General features: G+C 36.0%; 17 protein-coding genes. 13 read left to right on the top strand and 4 right to left on the bottom strand.

The features are described 5' to 3' along the window. Positions 1 to 19 precede the first annotated feature (19 nt). The 12 genes from BM327_RS10505 to BM327_RS10450 all read left to right on the top strand — a co-directional run bounded on the left by BM327_RS10505 (position 20) and on the right by BM327_RS10450 (position 12843). Positions 20 to 697: a TetR/AcrR family transcriptional regulator gene (locus BM327_RS10505; RefSeq protein WP_090249215.1), complete on the top strand. Its 678-nt coding sequence runs from the start codon at positions 20 to 22 to the stop codon at positions 695 to 697. Continuing rightward, positions 694 to 1014: a hypothetical protein gene (locus BM327_RS10500; protein ID WP_090249212.1), complete on the top strand. Its 321-nt coding sequence runs from the start codon at positions 694 to 696 to the stop codon at positions 1012 to 1014. The genes BM327_RS10505 and BM327_RS10500 overlap by 4 nt, the downstream gene beginning before the upstream one ends. A 52-nt stretch (positions 1015 to 1066) precedes the next feature. Then, positions 1067 to 2737, top strand: coding sequence for a peptidase domain-containing ABC transporter (locus tag BM327_RS10495; RefSeq protein ID WP_090249210.1), 1671 nt, complete (start codon positions 1067 to 1069; stop codon positions 2735 to 2737). 1 nt (position 2738) lies between these two features. Then, positions 2739 to 4091 (top strand): HlyD family secretion protein, encoded by a 1353-nt coding sequence (locus tag BM327_RS10490; RefSeq protein WP_090249207.1) that lies wholly within the window; start codon positions 2739 to 2741, stop codon positions 4089 to 4091. Further along, a complete protein-coding gene (locus tag BM327_RS10485) occupies positions 4088 to 5470 on the top strand; it encodes a TolC family protein (RefSeq protein WP_090249205.1) in 1383 nt (460 codons plus the stop codon). The genes BM327_RS10490 and BM327_RS10485 overlap by 4 nt, the downstream gene beginning before the upstream one ends. A 72-nt stretch (positions 5471 to 5542) precedes the next feature. Then, entirely contained in the window at positions 5543 to 5923 is a 381-nt protein-coding gene (locus tag BM327_RS10480; RefSeq protein ID WP_090249203.1) for a hypothetical protein, read from the top strand. A 54-nt stretch (positions 5924 to 5977) separates the two neighbouring features. Then, positions 5978 to 6535 carry a PhnA domain-containing protein gene (locus BM327_RS10475; RefSeq protein WP_090249202.1) on the top strand — a complete coding sequence of 186 codons (558 nt, stop codon included), beginning with the start codon at positions 5978 to 5980 and terminating at the stop codon, positions 6533 to 6535. 70 nt (positions 6536 to 6605) lie between these two features. Further along, the gene (locus BM327_RS10470) at positions 6606 to 7022 is read left to right on the top strand and encodes a hypothetical protein (RefSeq protein ID WP_090249200.1); all 417 of its coding nucleotides are present in this window, start codon (positions 6606 to 6608) and stop codon (positions 7020 to 7022) included. 125 nt (positions 7023 to 7147) lie between these two features. After that, positions 7148 to 8374 (top strand): metallophosphoesterase, encoded by a 1227-nt coding sequence (locus tag BM327_RS10465; RefSeq protein WP_090249198.1) that lies wholly within the window; start codon positions 7148 to 7150, stop codon positions 8372 to 8374. Positions 8375 to 8541: 167 nt separating this feature from the next. Further along, a complete protein-coding gene (gene dcm / locus BM327_RS10460; RefSeq protein WP_090249196.1) occupies positions 8542 to 10752 on the top strand; it encodes a DNA cytosine methyltransferase in 2211 nt (736 codons plus the stop codon). After that, entirely contained in the window at positions 10749 to 11330 is a 582-nt protein-coding gene (locus BM327_RS10455) for a hypothetical protein (protein WP_090249194.1), read from the top strand. The genes dcm and BM327_RS10455 overlap by 4 nt, the downstream gene beginning before the upstream one ends. A 4-nt stretch (positions 11331 to 11334) precedes the next feature. After that, entirely contained in the window at positions 11335 to 12843 is a 1509-nt protein-coding gene (locus BM327_RS10450; RefSeq protein ID WP_090249192.1) for a DUF262 domain-containing protein, read from the top strand. A 244-nt stretch (positions 12844 to 13087) separates the two neighbouring features. Here the strand turns inward: BM327_RS10450 and arsB are convergent, their stop codons facing one another. Genes arsB through BM327_RS10430 form a run of 4 tightly spaced genes read right to left on the bottom strand, consistent with a single transcriptional unit; the run spans position 13088 to position 15590 of the window. Then, complete coding sequence (arsB, locus tag BM327_RS10445) at positions 13088 to 14140, bottom strand: ACR3 family arsenite efflux transporter (RefSeq protein ID WP_170853739.1); 1053 nt, start codon at positions 14138 to 14140, stop codon at positions 13088 to 13090. A gap of 1 nt (position 14141) precedes the next feature. Next, positions 14142 to 14726, bottom strand: a complete 585-nt coding sequence (locus BM327_RS10440; protein WP_090249190.1) for an arsenate reductase/protein-tyrosine-phosphatase family protein — start codon at positions 14724 to 14726, stop codon at positions 14142 to 14144. Between the two features lie 11 nt (positions 14727 to 14737). Continuing rightward, positions 14738 to 15220, bottom strand: coding sequence for a DUF6428 family protein (locus BM327_RS10435; RefSeq protein WP_090249189.1), 483 nt, complete (start codon positions 15218 to 15220; stop codon positions 14738 to 14740). Positions 15221 to 15263: 43 nt separating this feature from the next. Continuing rightward, on the bottom strand, positions 15264 to 15590 hold the full coding sequence (locus tag BM327_RS10430) for an ArsR/SmtB family transcription factor (protein ID WP_090249187.1): 327 nt from the start codon (positions 15588 to 15590) through the stop codon (positions 15264 to 15266). Positions 15591 to 15720: 130 nt separating this feature from the next. On the opposite strand from BM327_RS10430, the gene BM327_RS10425 reads away from it, so the two are divergent. Continuing rightward, positions 15721 to 16302 carry a methyltransferase domain-containing protein gene (locus tag BM327_RS10425; RefSeq protein ID WP_090249185.1) on the top strand — a complete coding sequence of 194 codons (582 nt, stop codon included), beginning with the start codon at positions 15721 to 15723 and terminating at the stop codon, positions 16300 to 16302. Positions 16303 to 16406: the final 104 nt, after the last annotated feature.

The following is a 16406-nucleotide window of genomic DNA, read 5'->3' as shown; positions in this document are numbered from 1 at the left end:
TGTGAGTAGTCAAATTATTATGGAAGGCTTTGCAGGGAAAATAACGATTCAAGTCAGTGAAAAGGTGTATTTAAAACAGCCTGATTCAACTGTGCTGGGACAAAAAATTGTTGCTGGGGCTATAGATATGATAGACGAAATCGGTTTTGAAGACTTTACTTTCAAGAAGTTAGCCAAGGCGATATCGAGTACAGAGGCATCTATTTACAGGTATTTTACCTGTAAGCATAATCTTTTGGTTTATCTTCTTTTGTGGTACTGGGGTTGGCAGGAGTACAGGTTGATTTTAGCCACTACCAATGTAGAAGATCCCAAAGAAAGGTTGAGAAGAGCCTTAAAGGTTTTGGTAGAGAAGACCCAAAAAGATGCTACCTTCTCTCAAGTTGATGAAGAAAAATTAAGTCGCATAGTTATTTCGGAATCAGGGAAAGCGTATTTTAGCAAAGCGGTAGATCATGAAAATGAAATGGGTTACTTTAAACAATATAAGGATGTTGTTCAGGGTGTAGCCGATTTAGTTTTAGAGGTTAATCCCGATTTTAAATACCCGCACATGTTAGTTTCTACTGTGATTGGTGGAGCACAACATCAAAGGTATTTTGCAGAACACCTACCCAAACTAACCGATGTGATTAAAGGAGAAGACGCGGTAAGTGATTTTTACATGGACCTCGTTTTTAAAGAAATTGAAGCGTGAGAAAAGATGAATTAACATACAAGTTCTTGCTGCGTAGTGGGTTTATTCTACTATTCATGGGCTTCTTTATTTTCTTGAATATTGGTTTCACCACAGTTTCGGAAGATGGGAAATTAAGTTTTCTTATTGAACAAACAGGGGAGGACATAGACGGAGAGGAAGTACCGTCGTTCGATCTTGAAGAAGAAATTTATTCAGAAACCATTATTTCCATTCCCACTGTTTTTGAAGGGAGTAAAAAAGTAAAGGAAGAAATTGCTTTACTGCTTCCTAATAGTATGAATTACTTGCCTTCTACACCACCTCCAGAGCTTTAAGAACATTAAAGCCTGATTTCGCCTGCCCTAAATTTAACACATTAAACATACTATGGATAAAACTTTGACTCCCATCAACAGATTTTGGTTACTGTTAAAACCAGATGGGAAAGAAATAAGAAATATTTACGTCTACGCCTTTTTTAATGGTTTGGTGAGTTTGTCGTTACCCGTTGGTATTCAAGCCATCATCAACCTGATACAAGGGGGGAAGATGACAACTTCTTGGATGGTATTGGTTTCTTTTGTATTACTCGGAATTATCTTTTCTGGTATTCTACAAATCAATCAATTAAAGATCACAGAGAACTTACAACAGAAAGTATTTACGCGTGCAGCATTTGAATTTGCCTACCGCGTACCGCGCATCAAATTGGAGGCCATGTACAGGCATTATGCGCCAGAATTGATGAACAGGTTTTTCGATGTGGTAGCTGTGCAAAAAGGACTTTCTAAAGTATTGATAGATTTTTCAACGGCTACTATTCAAACCGTTTTCGGACTTATATTACTGTGTTTATACCACCCTTTCTTCATCGTCTACAGTATGGTGTTGGTGGTCTTGGTTTATGCTATTTTTAAATTGACAAGTGCCAAAGGTTTGTCAACCAGTTTAACAGAATCTAAACACAAGTATACGGTGGTGCACTGGTTAGAAGAAATGGCGCGTTCTAGTGTTGGTTTTAAATTGGCAGGAAATGCAGAGTTACCGATGCGTCGTGTAAATAACTACACAGAAGAATATATAGATTCCAGAGATCAACACTTTAAAATCTTGAAGTACCAGTATGTTTTAATGGTTGCTTTTAAGGTATTGGTGGCTGCAGGATTACTGATTGTAGGTTCTGTTTTGGTGATGGAACAGCAAATGAATATTGGTGAATTCGTCGCAGCAGAGATTATCATCCTTTTGGTAATGGGGTCTGTAGAGAAAATCATCCAAAGTTTAGAAACAATCTACGATTTATTAGCTTCTATCGAGAAGATAGCTCAAGTAACAGACCTTGAGTTGGAGGCGAATGAAGGAATGAGTGTGGAAGATGAAGAATGTGATGGAGGTATTTCTGTGGAAGTGAAGGATCTTTCTTTTTCTTACCCGTACGAAAAGGAACTCGTTATTAAAAATCTCAACCTGAGAATAGAAGGAGGAAGTAATGTGTTATTGACCGGAGCTTCTAATGAAGGAAAATCAACGTTACTTTATTTAATTTCTAACTTGTATGAACCCGTTCAAGGGAGTGTAATATTGAATGAATTACCAGCCAGAAATTATAATCCTCAGAAATTAAGAGAATCGGTAGGAGCCTTGTTCTTAAATGAATCTTTGTTTGAAGGTACCGTATTAGAAAATATTACCATGGGAAGAGATAGGGCAACCATGGAAAATGTAAAATGGGCTTTGAAAAGTGTTGGGTTAACCAAATACATCAAATCTTTGCCTGATGGTTTATCTACGCAAATTTCTCCACAAGGAAAACAATTCTCTAAAGGGGTGGTAGACAAGTTATTGTTGGCACGAACTATAGTTGATAGACCAAAACTCTTGTTGTTGAAAGATGTTTTCTCTTCTATGGGTGAAGATGAAAAACTGGATATCGTGAGGTTTTTAACAGAAAGAGAAAATGGTTGGACCTTGATTATGGTGTCTAATTCTACCGAAATTAGAACGATGATGGACCGCGTATTAGAAGTGAAGGATAAAACGATTAAAGACCTAAAGTAAAATGTTAAACATATCTCATAACAAAGTTTATAAGTACGTTAGGAAGGGAAATTATTCTACACTTGTTAACGTAGAAGCAAAGACCACGAGTAAGGTGTTACGACGCATTTTGTTGTCTTTATTTATCGTGGTTATCATTACTTCTTTCTTGCCATGGACCCAAACCATAAGGTCTGAAGGTTTTGTGACTACACTTAAGCCAGAACACAGGCCACAACGCTTGAATTCTGTTATCGGAGGTCAAGTAGAAACCTGGTTTGTACAAGAAGGTGATTTTGTTTCCAAAGGGGATACCATCCTTAAGATAAAGGAAATCAAAGACGCTTATTTCGATGATAAGTTATTGGCCCGTACTAAAAATCAAGTAAACTTAAAGAAGCAGTCGGTTACGAACTATTCAGATAAAATTGCGGTAATCGATAATCAAATAGCTGTATTAAAGGAGCAAAGAGATTTAAAACTCTCGCAAGCCAAAAATAAATTGCAACAGGCTATACTTAAAGTTCAAAACGATAGTATCACAGCTACTGCAGAGGCAACGAATTACGACATTGCTCAGCAGCAGTTTAGTCGTATAGATAGTTTGTATCAACAAGGTTTGAAGTCGAAATACGACTACGAGCAACGTAAATTGAAATTACAGCAAACACAAGCCTATGCTCTTTCTGCTCGAAACAAATGGTACAATGCCCAAAACGAAGTAACGAATTTGAGCATAGAACTGAGCAATATAGAAGTTAAGTTTCAAAGCGATTTAAACAAGTTGCAATCCGACAGAATTACAGCTTTAACCCAGCAGTATGAAGCGGAAGGAAGTGTAAATAAATTAGAAAACACTTACAGTAATTACGAGTTTAGGAATGGACTTTATTTCATTACTGCACCACAAAACGGTTATGTTACCAAAACTGCCACTTATGGTATAGGGGAAATAATAAAAGAAGGACAGGAAATTCTTTCTTTCATGCCTATGGATTACGAACTGGCCCTAGAACTTTATGTAGAGCCTATAGATTTACCGTTAATTCAGGTAAGTGAAGAGGTTCGTATACAGTTTGATGGATGGCCTGCAATTATCTTTTCAGGTTGGCCAAATGCTTCGCACGGTACCTACAGTGGAAAGATATATGCCATAGACCAGTTTATTTCTGCTAATGGAAAATATAGAGTTTTGGTGAAACAAGATCCTGAACAAATTCCATGGCCAGATGCTTTGAGAGTTGGATCTGGAGCAACCAATTTAATTATGTTAGGAGATGTTCCTGTGTGGTACGAACTCTGGCGTAACGTTAATGGCTTCCCTCCAGAATATTACAAAGCCAAAGAGCAACAAGATAAAAAAACGAAGAAATGAGACAGTTAATCTTTTTAGCGATGTTCTTGCCCTTCGTTTCAATGGGGCAGTCAACCCGTCAAGATTCAGCACAGGTTTTTACCTATGAGGAGTATATGGAGGTGGTAATGCAACACCATCCCATGGCTTTTCAGGCGAAATTAAAGCTAGAAAGTGGTGATGCTTATCTACAAAAAGGTAGAGGAGGCTTTGATCCTAAATTAGAAGGAAATGCCAACCAGAAGTATTACGATGGAAAACAATATTACAGTTACCTGCACGGCGGTTTAAAAATTCCAACTTGGTTTGGGGTAGAATTAATGGCAGGTTACGACAACAATGTTGGTTACCGTTTAAATGATGAAAGTTACACTCCCGATTTGGGTTTGTGGAATGCAGGTATTTCTGTCAACCTAGGTCAAGGCATGTTCATAGACCAACGTAGAGCAGATTTGAAACAAGCTAAATTGATGCAACAAAATACAGTTCAGGAGCAGAAATTAATGCTCAATGAATTGAAGTTGCAAGCTTCTCAAGCCTACTATGATTGGTACAAAGCCTACGAAAAACAAAACTTGTTGGCCAATAATTTATCGTTGGTAGAATTGCGTTTACTTAATTTAAGAGAAAGTGTAAAGTATGGAGATATACCTGCTGTTGACACCTTAAAGGCAAGCATACAAGTGCAAGATAGGTTGTTGAAATTTATGGAAGCCAATTTAGATTTAACCAACAAACGTATTTGGTTGAATACCTATTTATGGCAAGATGGATTTTTACCCTTGGAAATGGACAGTACACTTGTTCCTCAATTGTCAGCTGTAAGTACTCCTCCTTTGATAGATGTGGACGCTACCGTTGATAGTCACCCAGAGATTCTATTGTTTCAAAATGATATCAGAGGAGTGATGATAGATACGCGTATGAAAAGAGAGGCTTTAAAGCCTCAACTTCAAGTAAAATACAATGCATTAGGAGATCAAACGGGAAATGGAATTGTACAAGATTATACCTTGAGCAATTACAAATGGGGAGCTACATTTGCCTATCCTATTTTTACCCGAAAAGAGCGTGCAAGTGTGAAGTTGAATGAAATCAAACTCGAAACGCAGGAAAGTAAATTGGTGCTTAAAAAAACTCAACTATCCTATAAAATTCAGAGTGTTCAAAACGCTTTAAATAATGCGATTACTCAGATAAGTGTTCAAGAAAGGGCCGTGCAGATGTACCAAGTTTTGTTGGATGCGGAGCAAAATTTATTTAATGCTGGAGAATCTTCTCAATTTTTAATCAATACACGAGATCAAAATTTATTGGCCGCGCGTATCAAATTGATAGAACTTTATTATACCCGAAATATGTTGCAGGCACAATTAGATTATGTGAGATGTAACATTTAACTTTAAAAGAAAATGCGCGCGCTCTATTTTACTTTATTACTGCTATTTCTTGGGGGGTGTGAACAATCAAAATTGACACAACTCAAAGAGAATCTTTCTGGAACCTGGGAGGTTTATGACAATAATGGAAACTTGTTTTTTAGGGAGAAATGGTACACCCAAGACGAAAAGTTTTTAGGAGAAGGTCAACGTTTTAAAAACGATGAGCTCGTGTTTACAGAACACATAGAACTCAAGAAAATGGGGAAGGAATTGTTTTATGTGGTTGAAGATGTAAATCCAGATCCTACAAGTTTTAAGGTGCTTTCTTACAGCTCACAAGAGTTCTTAGCGGAGAATGAAAACAACAGTTTTCCTAAGTATATCCACTACATAATTGCCCCAGATTCCATACATGCTATCGTCTACGGAAACGGTGATACTATGCGCTTTAACATGCACAGGGTAAATTAAAACTGGCAATAAGCTTCAAGAATTGCTTTCTTTGCAAAAAAAACACACACAATCATGAAGAAAGAAATTACAAAGCGAAGCAACGGAAATTGTGAAGTTTGTGGTGCTGAAGCTACTGCCATATATACTGTTGCCCCTAAAGATGCCAAAGACATTAACGGAAATGTTCACCTTTGTACAACGTGTAACGACCAGTTAACAGGTGCTGCCGAAGTGGATGGAAACCATTGGAGAGTTTTAAATGATGCCATGTGGAGCGAAGTGGATGCCGTTAAGGTAATTGCCTACCGCATGTTACATCAATTGAAAGGTGAGGGTTGGCCTATGGATTTAATAGACATGATTTACCTGGAAGATGATGTTTTAGCTTGGGCAAAAGAAGGTGTGGAAGATGAAAATGCAGTGAAACACGTGGATAGTAACGGGGTTGTTTTGGAGAATGGTGACTCAGTTGTGTTGATCAAAGACCTGAAAGTTAAAGGGGGTGGATTCACCGCAAAACGTGGTACTGCCGTAAGAAACATAACCCTTGTACACGATAACCCTGAGCATATAGAAGGAAAAGTAGAAGGTCAACGTATAGTAATTCTGACTCAGTACGTTAAGAAATAATCAAATCTTAATTATTTGTTTGAGGCAAATACTTTTTTAGTATTTTCGAAACAAATTTTAGAAATATAAAATGATTGAAGAATTAGAAAACTACGTTGAGCAAGGGGAGTTTGACTTGCACGACATTGATGATCTAGACGTAGTTGTAGATGACCTACCCAATGAACCAGGTGTTATTTCAGTATATAGCATCGTTGGTGGAAAAGAAAATTTTGTGTTTATCGCCTCTTCTGGAGAAGTAGATAAACAAGGTGGTTTTGGAAAAAACACCCTTAAAAATTTGTTCAACAAGAAAAATGCTACTTGTGATATGCAAGCCATTTTTGAAGAACAGTTCGCTAAAAATAATGCGGACTCTTACCGTGTTTATTGGTTCGTTACCGCGGATAAAGAATTTTTTGACATACCCAATTTCGTAAAAGGAAGAGTATTGCAAGAATATTTTGATATGCACAGTGAACTTCCAGCTTGGAACGATAAATTCTAAGTTTGAGTCTGAAAAATATTGAAAAGTCACCCAGTTTGGGTGACTTTTTTGTTTATGTCTTTTCCTAACCTTTTATTTCTTTCAAATTGCACTAATTTTCGGCCACTAAATTTATTCAAGTGAAAATGTCGGCAGGGGTTGTAATTACGATTGTATTGGTATTGCTTTTTTTATTGAAGCTCTATGTATTTAGAGGGATGTACCAAGCGAGTTTATCGGTGTGGTTTACGCGCAGTTATTTTGTGGTATCGGCCCTGTTTTTCTTCATAGGAATATATGTTTTTTACCGCTGGTTTACCCAAGGTGCAGCACCAAGTTTTTGGAGTAATTTCCTTAGTGCGTTGATGTTTACTTTTACGGTTGTAGAAGTATTGATGAGCGCCGTGTTCTTGTTGGATGATGTACTTATTTTCTTTGGATGGGTTAGTGAAAAATTATCGTCGAAAGAAAGTGTTGAGGTGGTTACCGAGCGCAGAAGGTTTGTGAAATTGGCAGGACTAGGTTTAGCAGCCATTCCCTTTTCTTCTTTCTTATATGGAATTACCAAAGGAAAATACGCCTACAAAATTCACAAAGTTAAAGTCGCAGCCAAAGATTTACCCAAAGCTTTTCACGGATTTAAAATTGTTCAATTTTCAGATTTCCATTCCGGATCTTTCGATTCTTTAGAAAGTGTGAAACGCGGTATAGATTTGATGCAGGAACAAAACGCAGATTTAATTCTATTTACTGGAGATATTGTAAACTCCGATGCTAAAGAAATTTTGCCTTACAACCATTTGTTGAAAAGTTTGAGTGCTCCTTTCGGTAAGTTTGCCGTTTTGGGGAATCACGATTATGCCATACACGGTAGAGGGAGAGCAGATGAAGCTGTAGTTGCACAAAGTGTGAAAGATGTAACGAAAAACCACGAAGATGCTGGGTTCGAAATGTTGCACAACAGAAACGTTACCCTGGAAAAAGATGGTGAGCAAATTAAATTAGTTGGAGTAGAAAACTGGGGGACAGGTTTTATACAACGTGGAGATATACACAAAGCCTACGAAGGTGTAAATGATGGTGAATTTAATATTTTGATGTCGCACGATCCAACCCACTGGGATGCACAAGTCAAAGAGTTCCCTAAGAAAGTACATTTAACCTTATCTGGTCATACGCACGGAACCCAAATGGGGGTAGAAATTGGCGATTTCAAATGGAGTCCGTCTAAGTACATCTACAAACAATGGGCTGGCCTCTACACCGAGGGTGAACAAAACCTCTACGTCAACCGTGGATTTGGATTCTTAGGTTTTGCCGGGAGAGTAGGAATATTACCAGAGATTACGGTGTTAGAGTTGGAGCAAGCGTAACAGGGGAGGATTTAAAAGTCAAAGGTAAAGTAGTGTTGGGTTTTGAATCTATGCTCACTTTTCAGGACCAAAATAAATATTTATTAAAATTCCAATTAGTATTATAGTGATAGTAAATTAATTGTCCGTAAATTTGTCCGTGTACGTAAATGCGTCCGTTAAAAAATATGGCAACAATTAACTTTTATTTAGATAGACCTGATAAAAAAGGTTTTTCACCAATTCATTTGAGAATAAACTGCAATGGGGATCAAGTGAAGTTGGCGACCGGTCAAAAAATAAAATCAAGTGATTTTGATAAAAATAAACAGCTTGCAATTGGTGAATCTTACCAAACAAGAGAGATAAATCATTACCTAAATTTTCTTAAGGAAAGAGCTGACGAGATATTACATCATTCTAGTAAAAAAGTATTTGAAAAGAACGAAATAAAAAATCTTTTAAACGAACATATTGAAAGTTATAAACTGAATAATAGTGTCAATTTGGTAAAAGAGCAGATTACTCTGTATGGTAAGCCAATTACATTTGTTGATTTGTTTGCGGGTGCAGGAGGTTTTAGCGAAGGTTTTTTACAAGTAGAGCATAATAGCAAATACTTTGATTTTGTTCTTGCTAATGATATCAATGAAAATTGTGAATTGACTCATGTGGTTAGATATAATCATCAATTAGGGTTAGATACGAAGTTTTTAACACAGGATATTACTGAGCCTGATTTTTTAGACAATTTGTTGGAAAAAATTGATGGAAAGAGTATCGATGTTGTTTGCGGTGGGCCTCCTTGTCAAAGTTTTAGTTTAGCAGGAAAGCGTAAAAAATTTGATAAGAAGGATGACTTGTTTTTTCACTATTTGGAGGTGATTAAGGTGTTGCAGCCGAAATATTTTGTGATGGAAAATGTCAAAGGAATACTAACAAAGGAAGGAGGCAAGATTAAGGATTTAATAATTAATGAAATTAACTCTATCATTGATATCAACGAAATACCTTTGTTAATTGAGTTTATCAAAAACAACAAAACAGATTCTAATTCCTTTATTTTCGATTGCTTAGTTAAAAGGGTAGAACTAGAAAAGTTACTAGAAAAGGAAAAGGATGCTGGAAGAGAGGATTATGTTAATTTTATAGATAATCGGTTTAGAAAAATAACTCCTAAAATTGTCGATTACAGAACAAGTAAAACAGATGTCAATATGAATACCATTCGTCATGGATTTAAGCTGTTGTCTAGAACAAAACAATGGGATAAATTAAAACGTGATATAATAAAAGAAAAAGACTACTGTGATATTGATAGAGATGATTTTGTAGAAGCTTTTACAGATTTTCTTACTGAAATTAGTCCAGATAGAATTATTTCAAAAATCGAATCTTCATTTAAATTATTAAAAATTCCAGCGAGTTATAAAAGTGCTTGTAATGATATAATAACTGCTCTGAAAATATACACAACCTCTTTTAATGAATCTATTGATATATTAAAGTCGTATTGTAATGTAGGGCAAAAAGATGAATTGGGTGGTATTTTAGAGAAAATTAGACTTTACAAAATTGAGAAACCTTTTGTTGCAAATGCTTCAAATTATGGAGTTCCTCAAAATAGAGAAAGAGTTCTATTTATCGGTTGTCGTAAGGATCAAAAATTTATATCAGAAATACCTTCAACTGTTTCAGAAGATGAAAAGGTTACTATTTTTGAAGCGTTATATGATTTGGATTTTATTGGAAATAATCAAGAAGCACATCGTTATGACCTTGTTGACCTTTCTAAACAGTACAATGGATCCGCTAATAAAAAGAAGAATCTTCTGAAAAACAGGGATATCGATGGGAAAGTGTGTTTAAAAGATGGTAAGACTTATGCTGAATGGTCAAGAAACGGGCGTTTAGTTGAGCGTTTTCAACCACAGACCAAACCATTTTACGTTAAGGATTCAAATGCGCTTTTAAAAGGTGAGAAGTATTTTGACTTACTCAATAATCATAAAACCAGTAATCAAAGTAAATCAGTAATTCAACGTTTAGATGTAATTTTAAAGCACGGGAATTATAAAAATGCACAACCAGAATTAAATAGTTGTGGATTGTCCTCTAACAAAAGAAACTATAACGTGTTAAAACCAGAGTCTCAAAGTCCGACAATTTTAACAATTCCTGACGATTTTATACATTATAATAGGCCGAGAGCCTTAACTGTTAGAGAAATGGCACGATTGCAGTCTTTTGACGATACCTTTGTTTTTCAAGGAAAACGGACCACAGGAGGAGAAGATCGTAAAAATACGGTACCACAATATACATTAGTAGGAAATGCAGTTCCTCCACTATTGGCTAGAGCAATTGGAATGGAAATCTTAAAAAACCTAAATAAATGAAGAAAGAAGATTTCATTTCCATTTGTAAGTCTCAAAAACCTGATATTATAGTGCAGAAGCATATTATTGAGGATGAAACTTTCTTTTTTACCAACGTAGTACCGAAGAAAGAATTTGATTTTAAAAAGGATATAGCGAATATTCTAAATGTACATATTAGGGATATAGTAATTGTTGGATCAGGAAAGTTAGGTTTTAGTTTGAAACCAAATAACGCAGAAGCAGGATTATATCTGTTTAATGAATTTGATAGTGTGAAAAAATCGGATTTAGATGTAGGAATTATCTCTTCAAGTTTATTCGACAAGGAAATGAAAAATTTGTATGATTTTAAAGGATTTCACAAAAACAATTGGGATAACAAAAATTCTTTCGCCAAGTATACGTTAAAAGGAAGAATAGCTATTCGTTTTTTACCGATAGATTTTAAGTTGACGGATGAAATTAAAAAAGCAGTAGAAAAATATAAAATGGAATTTGGGAGAGAGATTAATATAGAGATTTACAAATCCTGGCATTATTTTGAGACCTACCATCGAGAAAATATTAAAAATATACAAATCAATTTATTAAGATAATTAAATGAAACTTAGAAGTTCGATACCAGCAAATAGTGTAAAACTTATTGATTTATACAATAAAATAGTTTCAGGGAGTTTAATTACTGGGCCTGATTATCAAAGAAAGTTAGTTTGGAAAAAGCAACACAAGTATGCTTTTATAGAAACAATTTTATTAAACTTTCCATTTCCAGAGGTGTATATAGCAAGTGCAGATTTAGATTTAAATGAACTTCAGGCTAAAGAAGTTGTAGTTGATGGACAACAAAGGCTAACAACCATAGTTGATTACATACAAGGTGTGAATGATTTTGAAAATCAAAGAACTGTTAAGTCCTTTGATGATTTAAGCGAACAGGATAAGAGGGATTTTTTAAATTATCTTATTCCCGTTAAAGATTTAAAAGATATAGGGGAGGAAAATATAATTGAAGTTTTTAAAAGAATTAACAGTACAAATTATTCTTTAAATTCGAATGAAGTATTAAATGCCCAATATGGAGGAGGAGAATTTGCGATTTTTAGTAAAATGATTGCAGATAAAGCCTATGAACCACAGTTAAGTGAAACTTCAATAGATTTAGTTCAAGAACAAAGATTTTTTGTAAATCAATTTTTTGAAAAAAATAGAATTTTTACTGATAATGATATTAAAAGGATGTTTGACTCTCAGTATATTATGTTGTTGAGTTCAACTGTATTGGAGGGACATTATTTTGGAAGGAGTACCAAGATTAATGATTACCTAGAGAGGTATAATGATGATTTTGAGATATATAAAATTGTTTTTGAAAAACTTTACAAAGCGATAAACCTTATTGATAGTCTTGGATTGTCGGAAAAGAGCTATTGGTTTAACAAGGCGAATTTATTTACACTAATAATCGAGTTAATCAAATTAGGGAATGTTAAGTTAGACTTAACTTTACTTGAGTCAAAATTAAATGAATTAGAAAATAAAGCTGATTTATATTTTGTAGGAGATGAAGATAATATATCTCTTATTTCTGCTGATGAAATGAAATATTTTGAGGTAGCAAGACAAGGAAGTCATGAGTTAAGTGCTAGAGAGCATAGAGGAAAGGTTATTGCAGGGATTTTGGCGTCATGTAAAATTGAAGAAGAACAGCATGGGAATAAAGTAAAACAATTGTTAGAGGAAAGAAATATTAGCTATTCTACACTTATTCCAACATCTACGGGTTTAAACAAAAGCATTATGGATGCCACGCAAAACGTGAGATTGTTCTTAAGTGAAGAAAGTCTCCATAATTATTCAGAACAGGATTTTGGACCAGAGAATAAAATTTTTCTAGAAGCTTATTTTATAAAATCAGAATCAGAAAGAAAATCAGCACAAGTGTCACTATACAGGTCAAATGGTAGAGGTGATTATAGGATATGGTTTTCAGATCTAAGAGACTTTGCTAGTGAAGGAGATGAATTGGTTTTGATTAATAATTCAGGGTTGAAAATATTAAATATTTCTCAATATGATTATTCAAAGTATATTGAAACAATTAAAAGTTAATTAAACCTTAAATTTTGAATTCCCCCAAACAGCGATAGTAATGGCAGCGAGGTGCTGCGCTTAAAATATATAAAACAAGAAAACCCGCAGCGACTAATGAAGCTGCGGGTTTTTTTATGTTTTGTTTTTAAGGGCAAGCCGACTAAAATGGATAGCGCGGACGTTTGCCAAAACAGAATAGAGCAAGACAGTATAGAGAGTGAGTAATGAGTGTTGAAAGGAATTATTCTCCCTAAAAAGTACTTTAATATTTATGCTTGTTGGCAATTTTAACCAAGCTCAGCATTACGGGTACTTCAATAAGTACACCTACCACCGTTGCCAAGGTTGCGCCAGAGTTTAAACCGAAAATGGAAATAGCTACAGCTACCGCCAATTCGAAGAAATTACTACTCCCGATTAAGGCAGAAGGCGCACAAATTTGGTGTGGAAGTTTTAAAAACTTACCCGTAAACCAGCTGGCGAAAAAGATGAAGTATGTCTGTATAGCCAAGGGAACAGCAATTAATAAAATAGCAAATGGATCATTGACGATTTTATCTCCTTGGAAGGCGAAAATCAAGACCAATGTAGCCAAAAGTGCTACGATAGAAAGTGGCTTTAAGGTCTTTAAGAACTTGTTTTCAAACCAATCTTTACCGTGTTTTTTAATGAGTTTTTTGTGACTAAAATAACCTGCTATAAGGGGCATAACCACGAAAATAAACACAGAACTAAACAAAGCATCGTAAGGAATATCCAAAGCTTGTCCGTGTGTGTCTGTAAATTCTATACCAAATAAATAGAACAAGAAACTAACGATGGGGATGAAAAGCACCAAGAGTATGATATCGTTCAAAGCTACTTGCACCAAGGTATAGTTGGCGTTTCCTTTCGTAAGGTAAGACCACACAAAAACCATGGCTGTACAAGGGGCTGCACCTAATAAAATGGCTCCTGCCAAGTATTCATCCGCCAATTCTGGTGTTAGCCAATTCTTAAAAATGATATGAAAGAAAAGGTAAGAAACCAGGGCCATAGAAATAGGTTTTACCACCCAGTTGATGGTAGCTGTTAAGCCCAAACCTCTTACGTGTTCGTTCACTCTTCCCAATTGCGCAAAGTCGATTTGCACCATCATAGGGTAAATCATTAACCACACTAAAATAGCCACGGGGATGTTTACGGTAGAAATGTTGAACTCAGCAATAGGTGTGATAGCGTCCTGAAAAAAGTGACCAAGCGTTACTCCTGCCACGATACAAATGGCTACCCAAAGAGTAAGGTTTTTTTCGAAAAATCCGATTTTTGCTTCCATGTTATTTGTTTGAAAGTTGTGAGAATAAAGCGTGGAGATCGGTAGCAATCTCTAAACTGCGTTCTTGGTACATTTTTGCTTCGAGATCTGTTCCGTCAAAAGCTTTTGGATCTTCGTAACGGTAGGGGATGCGGGCTTGTGCACCGGGTATAAACGGACAGTTTTCATCGGCGTGATCGCAGGTCATTAAGGCTACAAAATTTGCTTGGGGTAGACTGTCATCCTCTATGGTTTTTGACCATAATAGAATAGGGTCAGCCTCCTTAGAAAAATATACTTTGTGCACAGGGTTTTCCCCTTCTTCGCTCAAAATTTCAAATCCTTGTGCGTGTAAAGCCTGTAGTGTTCTTGGGTTACATTCCGTAACTTCAGTTCCGGCAGAATAAGCTTTGATATTCAACTGGAAATGATGTGCCAAAACGTGGGCCCAAACTTGTCCAAATTGCGATCTTCTCGAATTGTGGGTACATACAAATACCAGGTGATTTTCACCTGCTTGATGTGCCAGTAAAAAGTCAAGGAGGTCCGTACTTTTGACCTCCTTGTTTGCTAATGTTTTGATGAGTTGTTCTATTTTCTCAAACATGCTGTATGATTTTAGCAACATCCCGAACTTGGAGAACAACAGCTTGTATTTTCCTCCTTGTTGGCAGTTAAATCTTGTAAGCTCATTTTAGGCTTAGAAGCCGGAATTCCGCACTTGTCTGGTGCCAAGCAGTTGGTTAACTTATTGGTCAACGCAAAGTTTTCACCTTTGGTTTCTATTCCAAATTTACCGATCGTACCCGCTTGGTATTCTACTTCGATTTCAGCATTCGGTAAACCTAATTTATCCACCGCCAAATCAATGATGTTGATTAATTTCTCTGGGTGTAAACGGTGATCGTAGTCGTCAGCCTCCCACAATTGGAAGTTGACTACTGTTTCATCGCGTAAAACGCCACCACAGTCGATGAAAGATTTTGTTACCTTTCCTACTTCTGTTACGTGGAAGTGAGCAGGAACTAATTCTCCGTTCGGTAATTCAAATCCTAATCTTTCTTTTGTACCCAATAAGGCTCTAAATTCTTGTAATTTCATATTTTTTATATTGCAATATTACGATGGGTGCTGTCAAATTTTTTTAGCAACACTTTTTAGTTTCTATGCTCTCGAAGAAAAATCCGAGGGCGTTTTTAAAGGCATTCCAGTTTTCTGTATTGATACAGTAATTCATGGCTTTACCTTCAATGTTTCCTTGTATGAGTCCTATGTTTTTCAACTCTTTCAAATGCTGAGAAATGGTGGCTTGCGCCAGTCCTAATTCATCCACCAAGTGGGAGTTGATACATTGCTCACTTTTTATTAAATACTGAAGAATAGCAATTCGAGCTGGATGGGCCAATACCTTGGCCATGTTCGCAATTTCGTTTTGCTCTTCGGTAAATAAATCTGTTTTTGTTAATCCCATAATTATATATTGCAATATTACGATGATACTTTGAATTCACCAATAGTTCTTTCAAGAATTTTTCAAAAGGGCAACTTAGGTTACACAGATTTGAGCAGCACTTTTTAACTTTGTTGGAAAATCAGAGCACATGTTAGACGCACAATATTGGGAGAACAGATATCAGGAGAACCAAACGGGGTGGGACATAGGAAATGTTTCTACACCCATAAAAAATTATTTAGATGCTTTAGAAAATAAGGATTTGAAAATTTTGTTTCCCGGAGCGGGTAGAGCCCATGAGGCAGAGTACGCACACAAGCTTGGTTTTACCAATGTTTACGTGTTAGATTTTGCCCAAAGTGCCATAGATGCTTTTCAAGAACGCGTTCCTGATTTTTCGAAAGAGCATTTGCTGTGCGGAGATTTTTTTGCGGTAGATCAGCAGTTTGATTTAATCATAGAGCAAACCTTCTTTTGTGCTATAGATCCATCTTGGCGACCAAAATATGTGGCGAAGATGAAAGAATTAGTAAAACCAGATGGGAAACTCGTAGGCTTGTTTTTTGATACTGAATTTGAAAAGCAAGGACCTCCTTTCGGCGGGTGTGCCGATGATTATCATCAGCTTTTTAAAACGGCCTTTCATCAGGTAGAATTTAGTCCTGCAGCAGATTCCATAGCTCCTCGTCTTGGCAAAGAAGTCTGGGCAGAAATTAGTGGTCCGCATTAAATTGTGAATTTTCTTTATTTTCTTGAATACAGTGTTTTCATTTCCGTAAATTTGGCCAACTCAATATCAAACAAGTATTGAGTTAAGGGGTTGAACAAATAAGG

This window comes from Lishizhenia tianjinensis (genome assembly GCF_900116425.1).
In the GTDB taxonomy this organism is placed as follows: domain Bacteria; phylum Bacteroidota; class Bacteroidia; order Flavobacteriales_D; family Crocinitomicaceae; genus Lishizhenia; species Lishizhenia tianjinensis.
Note: the sequence above shows the minus strand (reverse complement) of the source record. Positions and strands in the feature narration are given on the sequence as shown.

Coding starts and splice junctions, on each gene's coding strand:
- BM327_RS10465 (WP_090249198.1), top strand. CDS start 7,148: ATGTCGGCAGGGGTTGTAATTACGATTGTATTGGTATTGCTTTTTTTA.
- BM327_RS10470 (WP_090249200.1), top strand. CDS start 6,606: ATGATTGAAGAATTAGAAAACTACGTTGAGCAAGGGGAGTTTGACTTG.
- BM327_RS10490 (WP_090249207.1), top strand. CDS start 2,739: ATGTTAAACATATCTCATAACAAAGTTTATAAGTACGTTAGGAAGGGA.
- BM327_RS10425 (WP_090249185.1), top strand. CDS start 15,721: ATGTTAGACGCACAATATTGGGAGAACAGATATCAGGAGAACCAAACG.
- BM327_RS10455 (WP_090249194.1), top strand. CDS start 10,749: ATGAAGAAAGAAGATTTCATTTCCATTTGTAAGTCTCAAAAACCTGAT.
- BM327_RS10435 (WP_090249189.1), bottom strand. CDS start 15,220: ATGAAATTACAAGAATTTAGAGCCTTATTGGGTACAAAAGAAAGATTA.
- BM327_RS10450 (WP_090249192.1), top strand. CDS start 11,335: ATGAAACTTAGAAGTTCGATACCAGCAAATAGTGTAAAACTTATTGAT.
- BM327_RS10440 (WP_090249190.1), bottom strand. CDS start 14,726: ATGTTTGAGAAAATAGAACAACTCATCAAAACATTAGCAAACAAGGAG.
- BM327_RS10430 (WP_090249187.1), bottom strand. CDS start 15,590: ATGGGATTAACAAAAACAGATTTATTTACCGAAGAGCAAAACGAAATT.
- BM327_RS10485 (WP_090249205.1), top strand. CDS start 4,088: ATGAGACAGTTAATCTTTTTAGCGATGTTCTTGCCCTTCGTTTCAATG.
- arsB (WP_170853739.1), bottom strand. CDS start 14,140: ATGGAAGCAAAAATCGGATTTTTCGAAAAAAACCTTACTCTTTGGGTA.
- BM327_RS10505 (WP_090249215.1), top strand. CDS start 20: ATGGAAGGCTTTGCAGGGAAAATAACGATTCAAGTCAGTGAAAAGGTG.
- BM327_RS10475 (WP_090249202.1), top strand. CDS start 5,978: ATGAAGAAAGAAATTACAAAGCGAAGCAACGGAAATTGTGAAGTTTGT.
- dcm (WP_090249196.1), top strand. CDS start 8,542: ATGGCAACAATTAACTTTTATTTAGATAGACCTGATAAAAAAGGTTTT.
- BM327_RS10495 (WP_090249210.1), top strand. CDS start 1,067: ATGGATAAAACTTTGACTCCCATCAACAGATTTTGGTTACTGTTAAAA.